Origin of the sequence: Bacillus niameyensis (assembly GCF_001375535.1) — a bacterium.
GTDB lineage: Bacteria > Bacillota > Bacilli > Bacillales > Bacillaceae_C > Lederbergia > Lederbergia niameyensis.
Window position 1 is genome coordinate 3,423,500 of record NZ_LN831197.1, and the last position, 24,036, is coordinate 3,447,535.

General features: G+C 39.7%; 28 protein-coding genes. 26 read left to right on the top strand and 2 right to left on the bottom strand.

Annotated features, from left to right (window positions below; all coding sequences use genetic code 11):
• Nucleotides 1–34 precede the first annotated feature (34 nt).
• The 24 genes from glyA (at nt 35) to BN1243_RS16150 (ending at nt 22,225) form a co-directional block, all read left to right on the top strand.
• Nucleotides 35–1,270: a serine hydroxymethyltransferase gene (glyA, locus tag BN1243_RS16035; RefSeq protein ID WP_062108462.1), complete on the top strand. Its 1,236-nt coding sequence runs from the start codon at nt 35–37 to the stop codon at nt 1,268–1,270.
• 575 nt (nt 1,271–1,845) lie between these two features.
• The gene (gene upp / locus BN1243_RS16040) at nt 1,846–2,475 is read left to right on the top strand and encodes a uracil phosphoribosyltransferase (RefSeq protein ID WP_062108464.1); all 630 of its coding nucleotides are present in this window, start codon (nt 1,846–1,848) and stop codon (nt 2,473–2,475) included.
• 69 nt (nt 2,476–2,544) lie between these two features.
• A complete protein-coding gene (gene wecB / locus BN1243_RS16045) occupies nt 2,545–3,684 on the top strand; it encodes a non-hydrolyzing UDP-N-acetylglucosamine 2-epimerase (protein ID WP_062108465.1) in 1,140 nt (379 codons plus the stop codon).
• Between the two features lie 283 nt (nt 3,685–3,967).
• Nucleotides 3,968–4,345, top strand: a complete 378-nt coding sequence (locus BN1243_RS16050; protein WP_062108466.1) for an ATP synthase subunit I — start codon at nt 3,968–3,970, stop codon at nt 4,343–4,345.
• 21 nt (nt 4,346–4,366) lie between these two features.
• On the top strand, nt 4,367–5,077 hold the full coding sequence (atpB, locus tag BN1243_RS16055) for a F0F1 ATP synthase subunit A (RefSeq protein ID WP_062108467.1): 711 nt from the start codon (nt 4,367–4,369) through the stop codon (nt 5,075–5,077).
• A gap of 62 nt (nt 5,078–5,139) precedes the next feature.
• Nucleotides 5,140–5,355, top strand: coding sequence for a F0F1 ATP synthase subunit C (atpE, locus tag BN1243_RS16060; RefSeq protein WP_062108468.1), 216 nt, complete (start codon nt 5,140–5,142; stop codon nt 5,353–5,355).
• A 212-nt stretch (nt 5,356–5,567) separates the two neighbouring features.
• Complete coding sequence (gene atpF, locus BN1243_RS16065; RefSeq protein ID WP_062108470.1) at nt 5,568–6,077, top strand: F0F1 ATP synthase subunit B; 510 nt, start codon at nt 5,568–5,570, stop codon at nt 6,075–6,077.
• Between the two features lie 2 nt (nt 6,078–6,079).
• Entirely contained in the window at nt 6,080–6,616 is a 537-nt protein-coding gene (locus BN1243_RS16070) for a F0F1 ATP synthase subunit delta (RefSeq protein WP_062108472.1), read from the top strand.
• A 31-nt stretch (nt 6,617–6,647) separates the two neighbouring features.
• Nucleotides 6,648–8,156, top strand: coding sequence for a F0F1 ATP synthase subunit alpha (atpA, locus tag BN1243_RS16075; protein WP_062108474.1), 1,509 nt, complete (start codon nt 6,648–6,650; stop codon nt 8,154–8,156).
• Between the two features lie 111 nt (nt 8,157–8,267).
• Nucleotides 8,268–9,125: a F0F1 ATP synthase subunit gamma gene (locus BN1243_RS16080; protein ID WP_062108476.1), complete on the top strand. Its 858-nt coding sequence runs from the start codon at nt 8,268–8,270 to the stop codon at nt 9,123–9,125.
• A 202-nt stretch (nt 9,126–9,327) separates the two neighbouring features.
• Nucleotides 9,328–10,749 carry a F0F1 ATP synthase subunit beta gene (gene atpD / locus BN1243_RS16085; RefSeq protein WP_062108477.1) on the top strand — a complete coding sequence of 474 codons (1,422 nt, stop codon included), beginning with the start codon at nt 9,328–9,330 and terminating at the stop codon, nt 10,747–10,749.
• Between the two features lie 17 nt (nt 10,750–10,766).
• Entirely contained in the window at nt 10,767–11,168 is a 402-nt protein-coding gene (locus BN1243_RS16090; protein WP_062108479.1) for a F0F1 ATP synthase subunit epsilon, read from the top strand.
• A 97-nt stretch (nt 11,169–11,265) separates the two neighbouring features.
• The gene (locus BN1243_RS16095) at nt 11,266–11,499 is read left to right on the top strand and encodes a DUF1146 family protein (protein WP_062108482.1); all 234 of its coding nucleotides are present in this window, start codon (nt 11,266–11,268) and stop codon (nt 11,497–11,499) included.
• A 172-nt stretch (nt 11,500–11,671) separates the two neighbouring features.
• Nucleotides 11,672–12,415, top strand: coding sequence for a YwmB family TATA-box binding protein (locus BN1243_RS16100; RefSeq protein WP_062108484.1), 744 nt, complete (start codon nt 11,672–11,674; stop codon nt 12,413–12,415).
• A 32-nt stretch (nt 12,416–12,447) separates the two neighbouring features.
• Nucleotides 12,448–13,755, top strand: coding sequence for a UDP-N-acetylglucosamine 1-carboxyvinyltransferase (gene murA / locus BN1243_RS16105; protein ID WP_062108486.1), 1,308 nt, complete (start codon nt 12,448–12,450; stop codon nt 13,753–13,755).
• Between the two features lie 1,178 nt (nt 13,756–14,933).
• Nucleotides 14,934–15,950: a stage II sporulation protein D gene (gene spoIID / locus BN1243_RS16110; RefSeq protein ID WP_062108488.1), complete on the top strand. Its 1,017-nt coding sequence runs from the start codon at nt 14,934–14,936 to the stop codon at nt 15,948–15,950.
• A gap of 172 nt (nt 15,951–16,122) precedes the next feature.
• Entirely contained in the window at nt 16,123–17,010 is an 888-nt protein-coding gene (locus BN1243_RS16115; protein WP_084781985.1) for a stage II sporulation protein SpoIIQ, read from the top strand.
• Nucleotides 17,011–17,490: 480 nt separating this feature from the next.
• Complete coding sequence (gene spoIIID / locus BN1243_RS16120) at nt 17,491–17,763, top strand: sporulation transcriptional regulator SpoIIID (RefSeq protein ID WP_062108492.1); 273 nt, start codon at nt 17,491–17,493, stop codon at nt 17,761–17,763.
• Between the two features lie 225 nt (nt 17,764–17,988).
• A complete protein-coding gene (mreB, locus tag BN1243_RS16125) occupies nt 17,989–18,990 on the top strand; it encodes a rod shape-determining protein (protein ID WP_062108494.1) in 1,002 nt (333 codons plus the stop codon).
• A 127-nt stretch (nt 18,991–19,117) separates the two neighbouring features.
• The gene (locus BN1243_RS16130; protein ID WP_062108495.1) at nt 19,118–19,900 is read left to right on the top strand and encodes a flagellar hook-basal body protein; all 783 of its coding nucleotides are present in this window, start codon (nt 19,118–19,120) and stop codon (nt 19,898–19,900) included.
• A gap of 25 nt (nt 19,901–19,925) precedes the next feature.
• Entirely contained in the window at nt 19,926–20,762 is an 837-nt protein-coding gene (locus tag BN1243_RS16135) for a flagellar hook-basal body protein (RefSeq protein ID WP_062108496.1), read from the top strand.
• A gap of 88 nt (nt 20,763–20,850) precedes the next feature.
• Nucleotides 20,851–21,150, top strand: a complete 300-nt coding sequence (locus BN1243_RS16140) for a DNA-directed RNA polymerase subunit beta (protein ID WP_062108497.1) — start codon at nt 20,851–20,853, stop codon at nt 21,148–21,150.
• Nucleotides 21,151–21,220: 70 nt separating this feature from the next.
• Nucleotides 21,221–21,646: a 3-hydroxyacyl-ACP dehydratase FabZ gene (fabZ, locus tag BN1243_RS16145; protein WP_062108498.1), complete on the top strand. Its 426-nt coding sequence runs from the start codon at nt 21,221–21,223 to the stop codon at nt 21,644–21,646.
• Between the two features lie 258 nt (nt 21,647–21,904).
• Complete coding sequence (locus tag BN1243_RS16150) at nt 21,905–22,225, top strand: hypothetical protein (RefSeq protein ID WP_062108499.1); 321 nt, start codon at nt 21,905–21,907, stop codon at nt 22,223–22,225.
• 90 nt (nt 22,226–22,315) lie between these two features.
• On the opposite strand, the gene BN1243_RS16155 is transcribed toward BN1243_RS16150, so the two are convergent.
• Nucleotides 22,316–22,729 (bottom strand): YwpF-like family protein, encoded by a 414-nt coding sequence (locus BN1243_RS16155; protein ID WP_062108500.1) that lies wholly within the window; start codon nt 22,727–22,729, stop codon nt 22,316–22,318.
• Nucleotides 22,730–22,974: 245 nt separating this feature from the next.
• Here BN1243_RS16155 and ssb point away from each other — a divergent pair, with 245 nt between their 5' ends.
• Both ssb and BN1243_RS16165 read left to right on the top strand, forming a co-directional pair.
• A complete protein-coding gene (ssb, locus tag BN1243_RS16160; protein ID WP_062108502.1) occupies nt 22,975–23,343 on the top strand; it encodes a single-stranded DNA-binding protein in 369 nt (122 codons plus the stop codon).
• Nucleotides 23,344–23,373: 30 nt separating this feature from the next.
• The gene (locus BN1243_RS16165) at nt 23,374–23,568 is read left to right on the top strand and encodes a hypothetical protein (RefSeq protein WP_062108504.1); all 195 of its coding nucleotides are present in this window, start codon (nt 23,374–23,376) and stop codon (nt 23,566–23,568) included.
• A 142-nt stretch (nt 23,569–23,710) separates the two neighbouring features.
• Here BN1243_RS16165 and BN1243_RS16170 read toward each other — a convergent pair whose 3' ends face one another.
• On the bottom strand, nt 23,711–24,022 hold the full coding sequence (locus tag BN1243_RS16170) for a hypothetical protein (protein WP_062108506.1): 312 nt from the start codon (nt 24,020–24,022) through the stop codon (nt 23,711–23,713).
• Nucleotides 24,023–24,036: the final 14 nt, after the last annotated feature.

Genomic DNA, 24,036 nt, shown 5'->3' on the forward strand with positions numbered 1-24,036 from the left:
AAATTGTCAAAAAGATGAAGGGGGAACGGATAAAATGAGTAACCTCGCTAACCAAGATCCGCAAGTGTATGAAGCCATTCAAAAAGAATTAAAACGGCAGCGGACGAAAATTGAATTAATTGCATCAGAAAACTTTGTAAGCTCCGCTGTTATGGAGGCTCAAGGGTCAGTTTTAACGAATAAATATGCAGAAGGTTATCCTGGTCGCCGTTATTATGGCGGCTGTGAATATGTTGATATCGCGGAAGATCTTGCTCGCGACCGTGCAAAAGAAATCTTTGGCGCAGAACATGTAAACGTACAGCCGCATTCCGGTGCTCAAGCGAATATGGCTGTCTATTTTACAGTACTAGAGCCTGGAGATACTGTCCTTGGCATGAACTTGTCACACGGCGGTCATTTAACACATGGTAGCCCTGTGAATTTCAGCGGTGTTCAATATAATTTTGTTGAGTATGGAGTAGATGAAGTCGACCATCGCATAAATTATGAAGATGTTCGGCAAAAAGCTCTAGAACATAAACCGAAACTGATCGTAGTTGGGGCGAGCGCTTACCCACGGATTATTGATTTTAAAAAGTTCCGTGAAATTGCAGATGAAGTCGGTGCTTATTTAATGACGGATATGGCGCATATCGCTGGTCTAGTAGCAGCTGGCCTTCATCCGAATCCAGTTCCATATTGCGAATTTGTCACGACGACAACCCACAAAACATTGCGCGGACCTCGTGGCGGAATGATTCTATGTAAAGAGGAATTCGCTAAGAAAATTGACAAATCCGTTTTCCCTGGGATTCAAGGTGGTCCACTTATGCACGTTATTGCTGCAAAAGCAGTTGCATTTGGTGAAGCATTAACAGAGGAATTTAAAGTCTACAGTCAAAATATTATTGATAACGCTAAGCGCCTTGGCGAATCTTTGAAAAAGGAAGGCCTGAATCTCGTTTCTGACGGTACAGACAATCATTTACTTTTAGTCGATTTACGACCAATCGGCCTAACTGGAAAAGTGGCTGAAAAAGTTTTGGACGAGGTTGGAATTACAGTTAATAAAAATACAATCCCATTCGATCCAGAAGGTCCGTTCACAACAAGCGGAATCCGGATCGGAACGCCAGCCGTTACTTCAAGAGGTTTTGGTCCTGAAGAGATGGACGAAATTGCATCCCTTATTGGACTTGTATTGAAAAATCATGATGACGAAGCTAAATTAGCTGAAGCACGTAATCGCGTTGAAGCTTTAACGGCTAAGTTTTCATTATATGAATAAGAAAAGACCGGCTCCACGGCCGGTTTTTCTTATGGAGAAAAAGGTTAGTTAACGGAGTATCCATTGAAGTCGGGAGATTCCGAGCAAGTAAGAAATTAATTCTTGAAGTTGCGAAAATCGGAGCGCAGTTAAAAGATTATATTCTGAAGTCGTGAAAATCCTAGCGCAGTTAAAAGATTATCTCTTAAAGTCGCGAAATTCTCAACAAATTTAAAAGAATATCTGTTTAAGTCGTGAAAATCTCACCGAAGTAAAAGAATATCTCTCAAAGTCGTGAAATTCTCAACAAATTTAAAAGAATATCTCGCAGAGTCGCGAAATCTCCAGCAAATTCAAAAAATTTCCACCGGAATTCGCGAAATCCCTCCCAAAAGTCGAAAGAATCCAGCGAATCCCTTCAAGAAACCACGCTCTTTCAACTAAGTATTTGCCCTCATCCTAATATAATTGCAGATTCTCCCCCTTTCCCTTGCTCCGCTCATATCTTTTCTGTAAAATAATCAGAGGTAAGCTGATTGACGCAGAAGACAAAAATCCGCAAATTTCGGCAAGATTAACATTAAAGGAGAGATACCATGGCTAAAGTATATGTGTTCGATCATCCTCTCATCCAACACAAAATGACATATATTCGGGATAAGAACACAGGGACAAAGGAGTTTCGTGAACTTGTAGATGAAGTTGCAACTCTAATGATGTTTGAAATCACAAGAGATATGTCCCTTGAAGAGGTAGATGTTGAAACACCTGTCGCTACCGCAAAGTCAAAAGTTTTAGCTGGAAAAAAACTTGGAATTATTCCTATTCTTCGAGCCGGAATTGGTATGGTGGATGGAATTTTAAACTTGATCCCAGCTGCTAAAGTGGGACATGTTGGTTTATATCGTGACCCTGAAACATTAAAACCTGTTGAATATTATGTGAAACTTCCTAATGATATTGCAGACAGAGAATTAATTCTAGTTGATCCGATGCTCGCTACTGGAGGATCAGCTATTGCTGCTGCTGAATCATTAAAAACTCGCGGCGCAAAAAACATTAAATTTATGTGCTTAATTGCCGCTCCTGAAGGTGTAGAAGCGATGCAGAAGGCACACCCTGATATTGATATATATATTGCGGGGCTAGATGAAAAATTGAATGAAAAAGGATATATCGTTCCTGGGCTAGGAGATGCCGGCGATCGGTTATTTGGAACAAAATAAAGTTATAAAGGACTAAGGTGGGATGATCATTCTCACCTTCTTTACTATACTGAGAAGGGGAGGAAGGTAATGGAAAGACGAATAAAAGTAATGTCTATTTTTGGGACAAGACCAGAAGCTGTAAAAATGGCACCCCTTGTTTTGGAGCTAAAAAAACGGTCAAATCAATTTGAGTCGATCGTAACAGTAACGGCTCAACATCGGCAAATGCTTGATCAAGTTTTGGGAATTTTCGGGATTACTCCTGACTATGATCTAAACATTATGAAAGATCGCCAAACGCTCATAGACGTCGCCACTCGAGGACTCGAGGGACTTGATCGTGTTATGAAAGAAGTAAAGCCAGACATTGTCCTTGTCCATGGGGACACTTCTACAACTTTTATTGCAAGTCTAGCAGCCTTTTATAATCAAATCGAAGTTGGGCATGTTGAAGCAGGCCTTCGAACTTGGAATAAGCACTCCCCATTTCCAGAAGAAATGAACCGGCAGTTAACAGGAGTTCTTGCTGATTTACACTTTGCACCAACTGAAAAGGCAGCAACGAATCTTTTAAATGAAGGTAAACATGCTGAGGCTATTTTTATCACAGGGAATACTGCAATTGATGCATTACAAACTACAGTAAAAAAAGAGTATAACCACGAAGTGCTCGAAAAGCTCGGAGACGATCGTCTAATTCTTATGACTGCTCATCGCCGAGAAAATTTAGGAGAGCCGATGCGCAATATGTTTAGGGCAATAAAACGAATTGTTCAAGAGCAACCCGATGTGCAAGTAGTTTATCCGGTTCACTTGAATCCAGTCGTTCGCGAACTAGCGGATGAAATTCTTGGAAATGATGATCGAATTCATTTAATCGAACCGCTTGATGTCATTGACTTCCATAATTTTGCAAACAGAGCTTATTTAATTCTAACGGATTCAGGTGGAGTTCAGGAAGAAGCACCATCACTAGGTGTTCCTGTTCTCGTATTAAGAGATACGACGGAGCGTCCGGAAGGAATCGATGCGGGAACATTGAAATTAGCAGGGATAGAGGAAGAGACAATCTACCAACTTGCAATGGAGCTATTAACAAATGAACAAGATTATAAAAAAATGGCCCATGCAGCAAATCCATATGGAGATGGAAAAGCATCATCTAGAATTTGCGAAGCTCTTCTTTATCACTACAAAAAAAGAGCGGATCGCCCCGAAAATTTTTAAGGAAAAATGTTGAAAAATGAAAAACGCTGAAATGTTGGGATTTTGTGAACAAATACTGAATTTCTACAAAATACCAACTACTAAATTGATAGAAAACTCATTGACATTGATATAGTGCTATTGTATGCTAAAAAAAGCTGTGAATACACGGCAAAAACCGCTTTTATTAGTCGGGATGAGACCACTTACATATTAACGTATTTCATAACGGAAACCGACTACATATCCTGTTTTATTCTGCTGATTATACCTCAAGGTTCGACATTTTAGGAGACTATAAAATATGCCAGAACTTCAACAATTATTCTATAGACATTGTAAATACATGCTGTATTTATTGTCCATTCTCGTACTTGGTTGGGGTTTTACAGAATACAAAACTATTTTTATGGGTCTTATTCTCGGTACCGCAGTTAGTTTATTCAATCATTGGAATCTTTACAGGAAAACAAAGCGGATTGAAAAGGTTGTAACAGAAGGCAAAAAAGCATATGGCATGGGTACATTAATTCGGATGGCTGCTGTGATTTTGGCCGTATTTGTTGCAACAAAATATCCTACTGTTTTTCACTTAATAAGTGTTATAATTGGAATAGTGACAGCCTATGTTGTTGTTATGATAGATTTTGTCATTATGCAAATTTTCAAACCGCGTAACTAGTCGGAAGAGAGGTGAATTTTATTGGAACACAAAGCACCATTACAGGAGTTTGCGGGACTTACATTCAATTTGTCCAATGTGTTGATGATTACGGTTACAGCTGTAATTGTGATTCTTATCGCCGTGATTGGTACTAGAAGGCTTGAAATGAAACCGACTGGTATGCAAAACTTCATGGAATGGATTATGGACTTTGTAAAAGGAATCATCAATAGTAATATGGACTGGAGAACAGGTGGAAACTTTCATCTATTAGGTATTACGCTGCTAATGTTTATCTTTGTAGCTAATATACTAGGTTTGCCATTTGCCATGGAGTTTAATGGTGAGCTTTGGTGGAAATCGCCAACCGCAGATGCAACAGTTACATTAACACTTTCAGTTATGGTTATTCTTTTATCTCATTATTATGGGATGAAAATGAGAGGATTCAAAGAATACGGAAAAGATTTCTTTAAACCGGTTGGATTTATGTTTCCTTTTAAAATTATCGAAGAACTTGCCAACTCCCTGAGCCTTGGTTTGCGTCTTTACGGGAACATCTATGCTGGTGAAGTGTTAATCTCTCTACTGGCATCCCTAGCAGCAACAGGTTGGATTGGGAAAATCGGTGGTTTACTACCACTCATGGCTTGGCAAGGATTTAGTATTTTCGTAGGTGCGCTTCAAGCATTCATCTTCACAATGTTAACGATGGTTTATATCTCGCATAAAGTGAGTTCCGACCATTAATATATAACCGTTCTTTATGGACGGAAAACATATTTCTTTTAAAAATAAGGAGGAAAATAATAATGTATGGTATCGCAGCAGCAATTGCAGTAGGTTTATCCGCTTTAGCAGCAGGTCTTGGTAACGGAATGATCGTTTCCAAAACAGTTGAAGGTATGGCTCGTCAACCAGAAGCTCGTGGTATGCTTCAAACAACTATGTTTATCGGTGTTGGTATCGTTGAGGCGATTCCGATCATGGGTGCCGTTATTGCGTTCATGCTTCAAGGTAGAGTCTAATCAATAATTTTCTCGGTAAGGCTGGCATTCTTGAATTCAAAAAGATTTAGAATAGCCAGCCTGTATCTTATCCGGGCTTTTACAAGATTAAAATGGCGAAGCTCGTGAGAAACTTCGCCATTCGTTTATGTATAACTAATATTGAAGGTACCTGCCTATTCGCGGCAATACCTACCCTAGATATGCCTTAATTCGAAGGGAGTGAAGCAAACGTGCTTGCAAATAATATGGTACTAGGTCAACAAGTGTTTAATAGTGGAGATGTCATTTTCACATTATTTGCTTTCCTAGTGTTACTATTCATATTGAAAAAAGTTGCTTGGGGTCCTTTAATGGGGATCATGATCAAGCGGGAAGACTATATCGCAACTGAAATTGAAGAGGCGGAAAAAAGCCGCGTTGAATCCAATAAACTATTGGAAGAGCAAAAAAAGCTATTAAATGATGCACGAAAAGAAGCTCAAGAAATGATCGAGAATTCCAAGAAACACGGCGAAGTGCAGCGTGAAGAGATTATTCAAATCGCGCGCGGGGAAGCCGAGCGCATTAAAGATTCTGCGCGTGCCGAAATCGAACAACAAAAAGAGCAAGCCATTACTGCTTTACGTGAACAAGTGGCAACACTTTCCGTCATGATTGCTTCGAAAGTAATCGAAAAGGAACTGAATGAAGAAGATCAACAAAAATTGATCAATGACTACGTTCAAAAGGCAGGAGAATAAAAATGAGCCAAAACGTTGTCGCAGAACGCTATGCTTTGGCTCTTTATGAACTAGCCAAAGAAACAAATGATGTTCAAAAGATTGAAGGGGAACTTCGTGTTGTCCGAAAGGCCATCAATGAAAATCCGGCTTTCACCACACTATTATCCTCCCCAAACTTAACCATTCAACAAAAAAAGAATATTGTCAATGAGATCTTTGCAAAATTGTCACCAGCCGTTTTAAATACGATCATGCTGTTAATCGATCGTGATCGAGAAAATGACATTGCAGATGTAGCTCAATCGTTTATTGATTATGCAAGTCGAGACAGCGGAGTGGCAGAAGCGAAAGTTTATTCTGTTCGACCGCTTACTTCAAATGAAACAGAATTAATTTCTGCGACATTTGCAGCTAAAGTCGATAGACGTTCCTTAAACATTGAGAATGTTGTTGACAGTAATTTACTTGGTGGAATTAAGGTTAGAATTGGAAACCGTATTTTTGATGGTAGTCTTAAGGGACAACTTGATCGTTTAGCACGAACACTTACAACTTGATGAAAGTCTTAGAAAATGAGGGGTGAAATACATGAGCATTAATGCTGAAGAAATCAGCTCCCTGATAAAAAAGCAAATTGAAAATTATCAGGCTGATATGGAAGTTAGTGACGTTGGTACAGTCATCCAAGTCGGGGATGGTATCGCCCGTGTTTATGGACTGGATAATGTCATGGCTGGAGAACTTGTTGAATTCTCTAATGGTGTTATGGGAATGGCGCAAAACCTTGAAGAATCTAACGTTGGGATAATTATCCTTGGTCCATATAAAGATATTCGTGAAGGTGATGAAGTTCGCCGTACAGGGCGTATCATGGAAGTTCCTGTAGGGGAAGAGCTAATTGGTCGTGTAGTTAACTCTCTTGGGCAACCTGTTGACGGCTTAGGTCCGATCAATACTACGAAAACTCGTCCGATTGAAAGCCCAGCACCAGGCGTAATGGATCGTAAATCTGTTCATGAGCCACTCCAAACGGGAATTAAAGCGATTGATGCCTTAGTTCCAATTGGTCGCGGACAACGTGAATTGATCATTGGTGACCGCCAAACTGGTAAAACAACAGTGGCAATTGATGCCATTTTGAATCAAAAAGATCAAGATATGATTTGTGTATATGTAGCGATTGGACAAAAGGAATCCACTGTGCGTGGAGCTGTTGAAACGTTACGTAAGCACGGAGCATTAGATTACACAATCGTTGTGACAGCATCTGCTTCACAGCCAGCACCACTTCTTTACCTTGCACCATATGCTGGTGTAACAATGGGTGAAGAATTCATGTACAACGGTAAACATGTATTGGTTGTTTACGATGACCTTTCTAAACAAGCATCTGCTTACCGTGAACTTTCCTTGCTATTACGTCGCCCTCCAGGCCGTGAAGCTTACCCAGGGGATGTTTTCTACGTACACTCCCGTTTATTGGAGCGTGCAGCGAAACTAAGTGATGCTAAAGGAGCAGGTTCATTAACAGCTCTTCCGTTCGTTGAAACACAAGCTGGTGATATTTCCGCTTATATTCCAACAAACGTTATATCCATCACAGACGGACAAATCTTCTTACAATCCGATTTGTTCTTCTCAGGTGTACGTCCAGCGATTAACGCCGGTCTTTCCGTATCCCGTGTTGGTGGATCAGCTCAAATCAAAGCAATGAAGAAGGTTGCGGGTACGCTGCGTCTTGACTTGGCGTCTTTCCGTGAACTTGAGGCATTTGCTCAATTCGGATCAGACCTTGATAAAACCACTCAAGCTAAATTAGCTCGTGGACAACGTACTGTTGAAGTATTGAAACAAGATTTGAACAAACCAATTAAGGTTGAGAAGCAAGTTATGATCCTTTATGCACTAACGAAGGGATTCCTTGATGACATTCCAGTTCATGACATCATGCGTTTTGAAGATTCCTTGTATAGTTGGCTTGATCATAATCGTGCCGAATTACTTGAGGAGATCCGTACAACCGGTAATCTTCCAAGTGATGATAAAGTGTCCGAAGCACTTAACTCATTTAAAAAGACATTTGCGAAGAGCGAATAAATATAAAACCCATTTACAAGAAATATCGATCCTTATAAGTGGAACATCGGTTTTAAGGAATGTTCCACTTATACATGAGGTTCGAACTTTGGGAAAGGATGGTGAGAATTCGTGGCATCCTTACGGGATATCAAATCTCGCATCAACTCGACAAAGAAAACAAGCCATATAACGAAAGCGATGCAAATGGTTTCCGCAGCTAAATTGAATCGTGCAGAAACGAATGCAAAATCGTTTGTACCTTATATGGAGAAAATTCAAGAAGTTGTAGCTAGTATTGCACTTGGAAGTAATGATGTTAATCATCCTATGCTAGTAAAACGGCCAGTGAAGAAAACTGGATACTTAGTGATTACCGCAGATCGTGGATTGGCAGGAGCGTACAACAGTAATGTCTTGCGAGCTGTCTATTCAAAGATTCAAGAGCGACATAAATCTGATGAGGAATACGCCATTATCGCCATCGGACGGATGGGGAAGGACTTTTTCCTAAAAAGAAACATGAAGGTTATGCTTGATATTAGCGGTTTACCAGATCAGCCAAATTTCGCGGATATTATGGAAATCACTAGTAAAACAGTAGCTATGTTCTCTGATGGAACTTTCGATGAACTTTACATGTACTATAATCACTATGTAAGTGCAATTACTCAGGAAGTGACAACGAAAAAAATCTTGCCACTATCTGATCTTGCCAATAGTACGAAATTAATGTCCTATGAATATGAGCCATCAGCTGAAGCTATTCTTCAAGTATTACTTCCACAGTACGCGGAAAGCTTGATTTATGGAGCATTGCTTGATGCAAAGGCAAGTGAACATGCATCAAGAATGACAGCGATGAAGAGTGCAACAGATAATGCTGCTGAACTCATTGATAACTTAACACTATCATATAACCGTGCACGTCAAGCAGCTATTACTCAGGAATTGACTGAGATCGTGGCTGGTGCGGCAGCGTTAGAATAGGAAAAGCGGAAGGCGGCGCTTAGCGACGTACGAACTTTTTAAGCTTCAGACGAGATAAAGGAAACACGGTAAGTCCGATAGGACGAACCGATGTTGACTTATCGTAGGAAGAAGCTGAAAGTTCGCAAGTCGCTGCCGCCTGTAGCTAGACAGTGAAAAGCGGAAATAATGAGAAAGAAATCCCAGGTAGGAGGGGAAAAAGATGAACAAAGGACAGGTTCTACAAGTAATGGGTCCGGTCGTTGACGTTAAATTTCCAAGCGGTCAACTCCCTGACATCTATAATGCATTAAAAGTAACTTATAATGCTAAAACAAGTTCTGAAGTCAATATTGATTTAACACTTGAAGTAGCTCTTCATCTTGGAGACGATACGATCCGCGCCATTGCGATGGCATCCACGGATGGTGTTCAACGTGGAATGGATGTTGAAGACCAAGGTGCACCAATTTCCGTTCCTGTCGGTGACGTTACACTAGGACGTGTTTTCAACGTGTTAGGTGAAAACATTGACCTCGATGAAAAATTGGCAAATGATGTGCGCCGTGATCCGATTCACCGTGACGCACCTAAATTTGATCAACTTTCCACAGAGGTTGAGATACTTGAAACAGGTATTAAAGTTGTTGACTTGCTAGCTCCATATATCAAAGGTGGTAAAATCGGCCTCTTTGGTGGTGCGGGTGTAGGTAAAACAGTACTTATCCAAGAATTAATTAATAACATCGCCCAAGAACACGGTGGTATTTCCGTTTTCGCAGGCGTTGGTGAACGTACACGTGAAGGAAACGACCTTTACTATGAAATGAAAGACTCAGGGGTTATTAACAAAACCGCGATGGTCTTTGGGCAAATGAACGAACCTCCTGGTGCACGTATGCGTGTTGCCTTGACAGGTCTAACTATGGCTGAATATTTCCGTGATGAACAAGGACAAGACGTGTTGTTCTTTATCGATAATATCTTCCGTTTCACGCAAGCAGGTTCTGAGGTTTCGGCACTACTTGGACGGATGCCTTCTGCCGTTGGTTACCAACCAACACTTGCTACAGAGATGGGGCAATTGCAAGAGCGGATTACATCGACAAACGTTGGATCAGTTACATCCATTCAAGCAATTTATGTTCCTGCGGATGACTATACTGACCCGGCTCCAGCAACAACATTCGCTCACTTAGATGCTACAACTAACCTTGAGCGTAAGCTTTCAGAAATGGGTATTTATCCTGCGGTGGATCCACTTGCTTCAACTTCAAGAGCACTTTCCCCTGAAATTGTGGGCGAAGAGCATTATGAAGTTGCTCGTCAAGTTCAGCAAACATTGCAACGTTATAAAGAGTTACAAGATATTATTGCGATCCTTGGTATGGACGAACTTTCTGATGAAGATAAACTAACTGTTGCACGTGCTCGTCGTATCCAATTTTTCTTGTCACAAAACTTCCACGTTGCAGAACAGTTTACAGGTCAACCAGGTTCATATGTTCCTGTTAAAGAAACAGTTCAAGGTTTTAAAGAATTACTTGAAGGTAAATATGACCACTTGCCTGAGGACGCTTTCCGCCTAGTTGGTACAATTGAAGATGCAATTAAAAAAGCACAAGAAATGGGCGTAGAAGTTTAAAATAGGGAGGGTTCCAAATGAAGACATTGCAAGTTAGTATTGTCACTCCCGATGGTCCGGTCTTTGACGGTGAAGTGGAAATGATTAGCACGAAAGCTGAATCTGGTGAACTTGGAATCTTGCCAGGGCATATTCCAATGGTTGCTCCATTGCAGATCGGAGCTGTGCGCCTAAATATTGGCAATCAAACCGAATATGTTGCAGTGAATGGCGGCTTTTTAGAAGTTCAACAAGAAAAGGTAACGATTCTTGCTCAAACAGCCGAAAAGGCAGATCACATCGATATTGCTCGTGCTGAAGAAGCGAAGAAACGTGCTGAAAGTTTACTTCAAGGAAATCAAGATGCAGTTGATTTTAGACGTGCAGAACTGGCACTGAAGCGGGCCATGAATCGTATTAATGTGTATAAGCATCATTAATTTGCAAAATATGGCACCTTCCGATTTTGTTGTCGGAAGGTGTTGCTTTTGTGTATATAGGTAGGTAATGAAATTTACAATGTCAGGGGGTAGTCGAATGCATGAAGATCTGGGTCAACAAGCTCTACTAACGTTATTCTCCCATTTATTTTTCATTGGCATCTCTTTTTTCGCACTGCAAGCATTACATTTTGATAAATTTATTAAAGCCAATCGCGTTTTTCAAGCTCGCCTTCTTTACATTCTATTAACGATTGTCATTGGAACAACTGTTAGTAATTTTTTCCTTGATTACTTATATTGGTCTAGACAAATCCAATTTTTGTTTTAAAATGAAATATGGGACTATTTACCTGTTTGCAAGAAATGAAATTTTAGTTATGATTTGATAGTATGCGACAATTTATGTCGAATATTGATGAGATAAATATCTGATATTGACGGCAATTTGATCGTATGGCTTCCCCTCGAAAGGAAACAATGTTAATGAGGGGGAGAGAAAAGTGAAAAACCAAAAAAAGCTATATTTTATTTTGTTTGTTTGTTTCATCTGTTTGACGACTATTTTTTATGGGAATAGGACAAGTGCAAATCCCATTTTGAAAGATATGAATGAGTTAGCAGAAACAATGGAGCATTTGCATGGAGAGATGATTGAATGGTCTCTATATGCAAGAGAACCCATTTATTTTAATACAAAAGATGAGTGGTCGGACAAGAAAGTTCAGTTGATGACAGATTTTCCTGATTTCAATTGGACATTTTCCGAGGAAACTAACACATTGCAAGGTGTCAATGACAGCCTGCCATCTTTTAGTATGATCATTAAACTAATTGTAAATGGGGAAAATATTTATTCTCCATCGTATATTTCATACGAGCTAAAAGGTTCTGATTGGAACTCTGAAACGAATCATACCGTTTCTGAATCAGCAAGTGAGCAACTTAACAAACTTTTTAGCAAGGAGCCCGTTTTGTTCTCTTGTATAAAAGGCGAATTCAATGAAACAAGCGAAGAATTTATGAACGTTTCTTTAAACGAATTTCTAAATTCCTTAAACGCAGAAGAAATTGAATCAATAAAAGAACAGGAATTTCAATCCATCTCAGCATATTCCTCTCTTTTAACACAGAACTTATCATTTACCGATAAACAAATGAATATGCAAATTGGAATGAGAAAAAACGATTTGGGTACAGGGACTACTGTCGTAGTCGGCACACCCATCTTGACGATTGAATATTAATATAAAGACTACGGACGCGGAGGGGAATACTCTTGGAAAAAATCATCGTCCGCGGCGGAAAAAGGCTTAGCGGCATTGTTAAAGTTGAAGGAGCAAAAAATGCTGTATTGCCTATTATCGCTGCATCATTATTAGCCAGTGAGGGAAAAAGCATCATTCGGGATGTACCATCTCTCTCCGATGTATATACAATTGGCGAAGTATTGCGCAGTTTAAATGCGAGTTTTGAGTTTGAAAATAAAACTGTCACCATTGATGCTTCAAATGAGCTTGGTATAGAAGCTCCATTTGAGTTCATGCGCAAAATGCGTGCTTCCGTACAGGTTATGGGGGCTTTACTTGGAAGGTATGGCAAAGCAAGAATTGCCCTGCCAGGCGGTTGTGCCATCGGTTCCCGTCCCATCGATTTCCATTTAAAGGGATTTGAGGCGATGGGAGCAAAAGTGAAGGTGCATAATGGTTTTGTTGAAGCTACAGCGGATCGGTTAAAGGGAGCAAAAATCTATTTAGACTTTCCAAGTGTTGGAGCAACAGAAAATATTATGACGGCTGCAACATTGGCTGAAGGAACGACCGTGATTGAAAACTGTGCAAAAGAGCCGGAAATTGTCGACCTTGCTAATTTCCTAAATAAAATGGGAGCTAATGTAAAAGGTGCTGGAACAGGGACAATCCGAATCGAAGGTGTAGAAAGACTATATGGTACAGAGCACACTGTCATTCCAGACAGAATTGAAGCAGGCACATTTATGGTGGCTGCGGCTATTACGAAAGGAAATGTACTTGTGCAAGGAGCGATTCCTGAACACTTGTCATCCGTTATTGCTAAGCTAGAAGAAATGGGTGTTACGATTATTGAAGAGATCGATGGACTTCGTGTAATTGGTTCTGATCACTTAAAATCAGTCGATATTAAGACGATGGTACACCCTGGTTTTCCGACAGATATGCAATCACAAATAATGGCCTTGCTATTAAGTGCAAAAGGAACAGGATTAATTACGGAAACCGTTTTTGAAAACCGTTATATGCATGTCGAAGAATTCCGTAGAATGAACGCAGAAATTAAAATTGAAGGTCGATCTGTCATTATTTCTGGTCCATGTGAACTTCAAGGAGCAGAAGTAGCAGCTACAGACCTAAGAGCAGCTGCAGCGCTAATTATTGCTGGTTTAGCAGCAGATGGCTACACTCGCATAACGGAACTACAACACTTAGATAGAGGTTATTTAGATTTTCATTTAAAACTTCGTGGATTAGGCGCAGATATAGAGCGAGTTAACGACGAAATTGAACAAATGATTACGGATGAAGCACAGTCCGAAGTGGCTGAAATTTAAAAGTAAAATGAGAAAGTCTTTCCAAGGCTTTCTCATTTTTTTAGTTAAAGGTACTTGAGTATCTGGTTTTTCTATTAGAGTGAAAAGGGTCATTTGTCCGAAGCACAGGAGAAGCGCCTCCAAAGGTCGAATAGGGCGCCTCTATTCGCCCGAAGCGCCAGGTCGAGTCGTCCAAAGGTCGAATAGGGCGTCCCTATTCGACCGAATCGCCAGGTCGAGTCGTCCAAAGGTCGAATAGAACATCTCTATTCGCCCGAAGCACCAGGGAAAGTCTTCCAAAGGTCGAATAGGGCATCCCTATTCGCCCGAAGCACTAGGTCGAGTCCTTCGAAGGTCGAATAGGACGTCCCTATTCTCCCGAAGCACCAGGTCGAGTCCTTCAAAGGTCGAATAGGGCGCCTCTATTCGCCCGAATCGCCCGGTCGAGTCGTCCAAACGTCGAATAGGACGTCCCTATTCGCCCGAATCGCCCGGTCGAGTCCTTCAAAGGTCGAATAGGGCGCCTCTATTCGCCCGAAGTGCCAGGTCGAGTCTTTCAAAGGTCGAATAGGGCGTCTCTATTCGCCCGAATCGCCCGGTCGAGTCTTTCAAAGGTCGAATAGGGCGTCTCTATTCGCCCGAAGCACCATGTCGAGTCGTCCAAAGGTCGAATAGGGCGCCCCTATTCGCCCGAATCGCCAGGTCGAGTCGTTCAAAGGTCGAATAGGGCGTCTCTATTCGCCCGAATCGCCAGGTCGAGTCGTTCAAAGGTCGAATAGGGCATCTCTATTCGCCCGAAGTGCCAGGTCGAGTCTTTCAAAGGTCGAATAGGACGTCTCTATTCGCCCGAAGCGCCATGTCGAGTCGTCCAAAGGTCGAATAGGACGTCCCTATTCGCCCGAAGCGCCATGTCGAGTCGTCCAAAGGTCGAATAGGGCGCCTCTATTCGCCCGAATCGCCAGGTCGAGTCCTTCAAAGGTCGAATAGGACGTCTCTATTCGCCCGAATCGCCAGGTCGAGTCGTCCAAAGGTCGAATAGGGCATCCCTATTCTCCCGAACCGAAAGAGAAGAGCCTTCGATGGTCGAATAGATTACTCTCCTTTGTTTTTAATAATTTTCAAATACTAAAATTATCATAATTGCTTGTCCAAGCCCATATACATAAATCAGATCGAAAATTAAATATGGAGGAATAGGCATGAAACCATTAAAACCACTATTTATTGTTGTCAGTATTTTACTTGCTCTTACATTTGTACTACCGTCTCTGCTCGTTTTGCCTTCTGCCAAAGAAAAAGATGGCCCTCACTTATCAGAATTAAAACAGGAGTCTAAAAAGGTTGTGGATAGCTCAAAAACAGAGGTTGCTGTATTTCGGAATGCGACAGAGACCATTGAGACTTTACCACTTGAGGAGTATGTCGTAGGCGTTGTCGCATCGGAAATGCCTGCTGAATTTGAAATAGAAGCTTTAAAAGCTCAAGCACTTGCGGCCAGAACATATATTACGAACTACCTGCTTAATTCGTCTGAAGATAAATCCCTACCTGATGGAGCAAATATTACAGATACAGTGAACCATCAAGTATTTAAAAATAAGGAAGAATTAAAGAAACAATGGGGAAAAGATTTTGAAAAAAAATATAAAAAAATAACCGAAGCTGTTCAGGCAACAGAAGGGGAGATCCTAACTTATCAAGATAAGCCGATTACAGCCTCCTTTTTTTCAACAGGTAATGGTTTTACAGAGAATTCCGAGGAATATTGGGAAAATAAAATACCTTACTTAAAAAGTGTGGAAAGTCCTTGGGATACTCAAGCTCCCGAGTTTGAAAGTAAAAAAACTTTAAGTGTTGCAGAATTTGAAGAAAAACTTGGCGTGAAAATTAGTGATAGCAAAGATATTGGAACGATCACTGGAAGGACGACAGGTAACAAGGTGGCAGCTGTTAAAATTAATGACAAAACCTTCACAGGACGAGAAATCAGAGAAAAGTTAGACTTGAGATCAACCCATTTTACTTGGCAAAGAAACGGGAACTCCGTTATCATTACGACAAAAGGATATGGTCACGGCGTAGGGATGAGTCAATATGGAGCAAATGGAATGGCTAAAGAAGGAAAGAACTATCGAGACATAGTGGAACATTATTACAAGGATGTAAGTATTACAAAAGCAAATGATTTTATGGATAAAAAATATGTATCTAAATAAAAGCGTCGAATCTCCGGAAAACGGAGATTTAACGCTTTTTTTCAATAAAAAACCTTCTTTATAAGGGAATTTTAACCAATTTCAAAAAAACTGTATAATTTTTTCACATTTGTCGAAAAATAAGTGGATAAAATTTCAGCACCAAGTATATTATTCTCATTTTCTGTTCAGAATGGTGACAGAGGTGATGAAAATGAGAGAGGAAGAAAAGAATCAATCTTCTCGATGGAAAAAAGTCCTTAAAAAGCGGTGGGTATATCCAGCAGTTTATCTTGCTTGTGCAGCGTTGCTCATTTCAGGTATTGTTTGGTTCCAAACGGCAAATAAAGATATTGCTGAACAGCCGAATGTATCTGAAAATCCAGATGATTTACTAGGGCATAATCCAGATGGGGAAGCAATCGAAGTAACTCAAACTTTTGAAGATATTGCTTTACCTCTGAAAAATCAAGACGATGTCGAAGTTGTAACGGAATTTTTCGATATTAATGCATCTGCAGAAGAACAAGAAATGGCTCTAGTAGTAAATGGCAATAAATATCATCCTAATATGGGGATTGATTACGCAGCCAAAGATGGTTCAGAGTTTGAAGTGCTTGCGGCTCTAAGTGGTAAAGTAACAGCAGTACGTGATGACTCTTTACTAGGAAATGTCATTGAAATTGATCACGAAAATGGGGTTGCTACCATTTATCAATCTATTAAGGACATTCAAGTTAAGGCTGGAGATAGCGTCAAACAAGGTGATGTGATAGCAACATCTGGTACAAGCCAATTAAACAAGGCGGCAAAAAACCATCTCCATTTTGAAATTAGGAAAGATAGCACAGCAATGAATCCGTTAAACTTCTTCGGGCAACCACTTACTGCACTCCACACTGAATCTTCAGCTGAAAATAATGCAGAAGAGCAAGTAGGAGCAGATCAGTCTCAATCAGAAGAAGAACTGGAAACTGGAAATGAAACAGATTCCGATAGTAGAACTGACTCTGAAAGTGAAACTGAAACTGATGAAGAGAATAAAACGGAAGATACTCCACCCGCTGATGAACAAGAGTAATGAATGAAAATGTATGACGAGTCTAAAATAGGCTCGTCTTTTTTTGCCTTGATTCGAGAAAAAATAAATCATTTCTCGGGAAATAAATGCAATTTTTTATCAAATACGTCGGAATAATTGGCTCTTTGTCATTGAAAATCGAAACATGATATGGGAAAGGTTCTAACTTACAGCCGATTGATTCGGAATATTATGGATTTTAAGCATATATTTCCTAGCTTGGAAATAAGTATATACAAACTGTACAAAATATTGTGAGTGTTTGAGGTGAGTAATCGTTTATGGAAGCCACATTCAGTTGAATATATGCTTAAGTCCAGAAAAAAGAGAGGGATTTGAAATAGAACATTTACTAGACTAATACTAGCTGCGGAAGGGTGCATTCAATTTAATAACCCTTGTTGGCAAATGTAGAATTTATATAATACAGACGAGTCTCATTTCACACTCCTCACATCCAATTTGGGGAGGGCGAGAGGTGTGCACGATTACATCAAAGAGCGAACAATCAAGATAGGAAGATATATCGTGGAGACGAGAAAGACAGTTCGCGTAATTGCTAAGGAATTCGGAGTATCAAAAAGTACAGTTCATAAGGACCTGACTGAACGCCTGCCAGAGATTAATCCGGATTTGGCAAACGAAGTCAAAACGATTCTTGAATATCATAAATCAATTAGACATTTGCGAGGTGGTGAAGCAACTAGACAAAAATATAAGAAAGAAGAAGAAATGAATATTGTAACTAAATAGGAACCTGATAAGGCTATCCAATGCTGTTTGGATAGCCTTATCATATTGTTTATTCGGTATAAACTTCCACCTGAAATTTGCCTAGCAAAAAAGCAAGTATTTTGTAAAAAGATGAATAAAAATGTTTAAGAGTATGGTAAAATAAACAATTAGGGAATAAACTTACTAATGACTTTTTTACTATATAAAAATATAAAGATTTAAAGGGAAAGAAGGGATTACGGGATGTTTGCAAAGGATATCGGCATTGATTTAGGAACTGCAAATGTTTTGATTCATGTAAAGGGGCAAGGAATTGTTTTAAACGAACCTTCCGTTGTAGCTATTGAAAAGAATTCGAATAAAGTGCTTGCTGTTGGTGAGGAAGCAAGAAAAATGGTTGGGAGAACACCTGGTAATATTGTTGCGATTCGTCCTTTAAAAGATGGGGTCATTGCTGATTTTGATGTAACAGAATCAATGCTGAAACATTTTATTAACAAATTGAATGTTAAAGGATTTTTATCGAAACCTAGAATTCTAATTTGTTGTCCAACAAATATAACAAGTGTTGAACAAAAAGCGATTAGAGAAGCTGCTGAAAAGAGCGGTGGCAAGAAAATCTATCTTGAAGAAGAGCCAAAAGTGGCCGCAATTGGTGCAGGGATGGATATCTTTCAGCCAAGCGGGAATATGGTAGTGGATATTGGCGGTGGAACATCGGATATTGCAGTATTGTCGATGGGTGATGTTGTCACATCTTCCTCCATTAAAATGGCTGGAGATAAGATGGATAACGAAATCCTAAATTACGTCAAAAGACAGTATAAGCTGTTAATCGGTGAACGTACAGCCGAAGATATTAAAATTAATATCGGAACTGTTTTTCATGATTCTCGGAACGAAGAAATGGATATTCGTGGTCGTGATATGGTCTCTGGACTGCCACGCACAATTACCGTCCGTTCCAAAGAAATTGAAGAAGCTTTACATGAATCAGTTGAAACAATTGTTCATGCAGCGAAAACTGTCTTGGAAAAAACACCGCCTGAGCTATCTGCAGACATTATTGATCGCGGTATAATGTTAACAGGTGGAGGAGCTTTATTACACGGTATGGATCAATTGCTAGCTGAGGAGCTTAAAGTTCCAGTTCTAATTGCCGAACAGCCAATGGATGCCGTAGCAATCGGAACGGGCATCATGCTGAAGAATATGGACCGAATTTCTCGACGCAGTTTCATTTAATGCCCACAGTGAGTTCCCAGGCTACATCTTGCCGTAGCCTGAGAATCAGATCTGGTATAATCTGTCTATCAAGATAATCCCCTTTCCGTCGATAAAATAGATAAGGACTCTTAAATGGAGTGATAAAATGTTACGAGGATTTTATACAGCCGCTTCTGGTATGTTTGCGGAGCAGCGTCGCACAGAGATGCTAACGAATAATTTAGCTAATATGAATACTCCTGGCTACAAAGAAGATCAAGCTGCTATTCGAGCATTTCCAGAAATGCTCTTGCAAAGAATCGGGGGTCAAAACCAATTTACCGGCAGTCGTGAAGTGGGAAGTTTGAATACAGGTGTTTATATGCAAGAAATCTTGCCACGTTTTATTCAAGGAGATTTACGCCAAACGGACCGTAATATGGATTTGGCTTTAACGGATCGAAGTGATCAACCTGTATTTTTTACGGTGGAAAATAATGATCAAATAAAATATACTCGAAATGGAAGCTTTACGCTTGATTCAGACGGGCTTCTGACTACTTCAGAGGGCTTTCCAGTATTAGACGAGGCAGGGAATCGAATCCAGCTGAACAGCGAAGAATTTACGGTTTCCGATCGAGGAATTATTTTAGAAAATGGGAATGAAGTTGCCCGCCTTGGAATAGCGATCACAGACAATCCTGAAGCCTTAATTAAGGAAGGGAGCGGTCTGTTTCGAACAGAGAATAACGAGCCGCTCATGAACGCGAATATCGATACATATGCTATTTCCCAAGGTTTTATTGAGGGAGCTAATGTAGATCCTTCGAAGGCTATGACAGAAATGCTCACGGCTTATAGAGCATTCGAAGCGAATCAAAAAGTTTTACAGGCTTACGATAAAAGTATGGAAAAAGCTGTTAACGAAATTGGCAGAGTTAATGGATAAGGAATCACTAGGAGGTTCATTTTAAATGAATCGTTCAATGACAACCGCAATGAATACAATGAATCAATTGCAGAAGCAATTTGATATAATTAGCCATAATATTAGCAATACCCAAACTACAGGATTTAAAAGCAGGGATGTTTCATTTACGGATTTATTAGTCCAAGAAATTTACAATCAATCCTCTCCTGAGAAGGAAGTTGGAAGAGTATCTCCGCTTGGAATTCGTCAAGGTGTTGGAGCGAAGATTGCGAAGTCTTCTTTAAATTCTACACAAGGGCCAGTTAAAACAACGGATCGCTCTCTTGATCTTGCTTTTACAAAACCTAATCAATATTTAAAAGTTCAAGTTCAAACAGGGGAAGGTTCTGAAGTTCAATATACCCGTAATGGAGCTTTATATGTAACTCAAACGGATAATGAAAATCTCATGCTCGTTACTCAAGATGGACATGCAGTTTTAGATGCAGATGATCAACCGATTATTTTTTCGAATCAGCTTGATGAATATTATGTTACCGATCATGGTAGCTTTCAAGCAAAAGGCGCGACTGGACAACCTCGGGAATTTGATTTAGGAGTTATCGCTCTCCACAAACCGCAGTTTATGGAGCAAAAAGGCGACTCATTAATTGGACTTTCTCAAGATGTGCAAGTTGATCAAGGAACGATTTTTACGAATTTGGCTACATTTGCTGAAAGAAATAATATTGGACTGCAGCAAGGCGCACTTGAAGGATCGAATGTCGACTTGAGTAAGGAAATGACAAACATGCTTATGGTGCAACGCGCACTTCAATTCCAGTCAAAATCCATCACTTTATCTGACCAAATGCTGGGAATTGTCAACAATATTCGCTAAAATATGTTATGATAATATCAGTCTTTTATCCATTTTCTGTTCTGCCCTATTTCCACTGCAAATTGGCGGGATCAAAGGAGTTTAGCAAATGATGGCCAATCAAATCAGCCAAGAGCAAGTACAAACAAGAGAAGAACTGAAGAAAAAGAAATCTGAAGCTAAAAGGAAGAAACGCGAACAAAAGATTGAAAAGCAATCTATGAAGCGTGTGAGAATTAGATTAATTCCTATTTGGCTGCGAATTATTTTGTTCGTTATTCTGTTAGCGGCAAGTCTTGCAGGCGGTTTGCTAGTTGGATATGGTGTCATCGGAGACGGGAAACCAACAGATGTCTTCCAGAAAGAAACATGGACTCATATCATAGATTTAGTGAAAAAAGGTAAATAAAATTGTTAAAGGGTTCATCATAACGGTGAATCCTTTTTGCCAATACATATCATTAAAGGAGGAGACGTTTTTGTTAGATATTCAACAAATTAAAGAAATTATTCCACATCGTCATCCATTTTTACTTATTGACTCAATTGAGGAATTAGAGCCAGGAAAAAGAGCCGTTGGAAAAAAGAATTTGACAGCAAATGAAGAAGTTTTTAATGGTCATTTTCCTGATTATCCTGTTTTTCCAGGTGTCTTAACATTAGAAGCGTGTGCTCAAACAGGTGCGGTCGCACTTTTATCTATGCCAGAGTATGCAGGGAAAATTGCTTTCTTTGCTGGCGTAGAGAAATGCCGCTGGAAACGCCAAGTTCGGCCTGGTGATACTCTTATGATGGAAGTTGAATTATTAACGATTCGTCGTGGGATTGGTAAAGGAAAAGCTATAGCTAAAGTCGATGGTGAGATAGCGATGGAAGCTGAAATTATGTTTGCTATACAAGGTTAATATAGGCTGACAGCTTGTAAATGAGCTGTCAGCTTTTTACATGCGTTTCTTTTTCGAAAAGGGTTATATTATGAATGCCGGAATACATAAAGATTCCGGGGGGATTTATCGTCCACACACATAAAATAAAATTTTTATTAAATTTTATGAAGGATTTATAAATTTTTGGGAAAGCTAATGTCAGGCAAAGTGCAATGTCAAATATGACAAAGCCCAAATCCCTCCACAGTGGGGAAAATCTGAAAGGAGCTTACCAAAATGAAGGTAAAATGGACAAAGTATGTAGGAAGTTTCGCATTAGCATCTGCACTATTAGTAGGTTGTGCAAACAATGACGACGATCAAAATCCACCGCCACCAGTCAATGACAATGGAGTGGATGATAACGGGGTTAATGATAACAACGGTGTGAATGACAATAACGGAGTAAATGATGATAATGGAGTTTTAGATAATGATTTAAACGATGACAATAACAATGATATCAACAATCCGAATAACGATAATTTGAATGATAATAACGATGTCGATGATAATGATTTGAATAATAATGACCGCAATGATGATGACAATAGATAAGCAGGGGATTCCCTGCTTGTCTTTTTTTTGTTTAGAAAATCGGACTGCGCGTTTTTAGCCCGATGAGCAATGCGCCTGCGCTTTTGTAACTTATGTTTGTTTTGCCTTCATTCGTTTCTTAAATTCAGCCATTAAATGGTCACCGCTAAACCCTTCCTTAATTAAGTCATCTAGCAGTAATTCAGGATATTGATTGCGTCTTCTGCTAAGTTTACCTTCAAATAGTATACTGAAATGCCGTTCGAATTCATTGATTGAAATGATCTTTGCAGTAAATGGGGCGGGATCGTTAGCAGCATGAGTAATAATCACCCTGATTTCAAAGGACAAGCGTTCAGCAAATTTGCTTTGAAAAACTTCTAGATACTGCTTATCTATATACGCTTCAATAATCCAGACTCCATCTCGATTTTCTTTATTAATAATTAAACCATCTGTTAAAGGAATGTCCACGGCCTTATGTTTTTCGATAATCTGTAGGGCAACAATTTTAAAGGTCTTCAAACCAATTCGCCTCCACAACCTTTTTATAAAATTATATCATTTTTCACCTATCTTTAAAAAATAATCTAAAATAGTTAGATTTCGAATTTTGGAACTATAATGGATTCTAAAATTAGATTAATAAGTCAAATACAGGACCTTTGTTGTCGAAAATAGCGATAATTATCATATTTTGACGATTTTACATAGGGTAGTAAGTCCTATAAAATGTGGTTACATTGCTTGGAAGGAGGAGTGAAAATAAGTTGATCAACCAAGTGACATTAGTCGGTAGATTGACGAAGGAACCTAATCTACGTTATACAGTGGACGGCAAAGTAGTCTTAAATGTTACGATCGCCCTTAATCGCCAGTTCAAAAATGCGAAAGGAGAGTATGAAGCTGATTTTGTTTTATGTACCTTGTGGGGCAAGACCGCTGAAAACACAGCAAAATATTGCCATCGGGGTTCGCTTGTAGGAATAACAGGCAGGATCCAAACTAGAAATTATGATAATGACCAAGGGAAAAAGGTTTATGTAACAGAAGTCATCGCGGACTCTATAAAATTCATGGATGGCAGACCACCTGAAAATAAAAAAGTGAATATATCTGAAGAAGCACTTCCTTTTTAGGGAGAGACAATTTTTTTAGGGGGTGACCATTTGCAGCAATCTTACCAAAATGACTCAATGGAAATTTTAATTAGTGATCTCATTTTTAAATTGGGCAAAGCGAACCAGCAAATCCATCAACTGACAATAAGAGTTTCACAACTTGAATTTCTCCTGCAAAATCAGTTAGCAAATAGTTCCTCAGATTCCCGCCCCATTATAGAGAGAAAAATGATGGCACAATAACCTTACAGCTGTGCTCAACTCATCCTCGCTTTCTTCCCCACTTGAAGAGGCTGCACCCACTAGGGAACAGCCTCATTTTGTTGGGATAAAATAGTCGCACACGCCTAGGATAGCGGATAACCCCGAATAAAGATCCTGCTCATCACTCGATTTCCTTAATTACTTTTTCAACTTGGGAAATAGAAAAGTCGTCGATAGGAGCAATCTGCATAAACTCGGCTGCTTCATTTAGTAATTCAAACAGTCGGTTCCCCGATTGTTTTAAAGACGGCCAGCGCAAATGGGGGGGAAGCCAATTTTCTGAATAAAGTCCGGGATCTTCTAGCAAACCATCGACTTCTTTATCGCAAATTCCGCGGATGAGAAAATCCATTCGTATTTCCGCTCTTTCTGCTTCAAATAAATCATATCTTGCTTTTAATTGATGGAGTAGTTTCGCCAAATCCTCAGACACAATTGAGTCCCTCC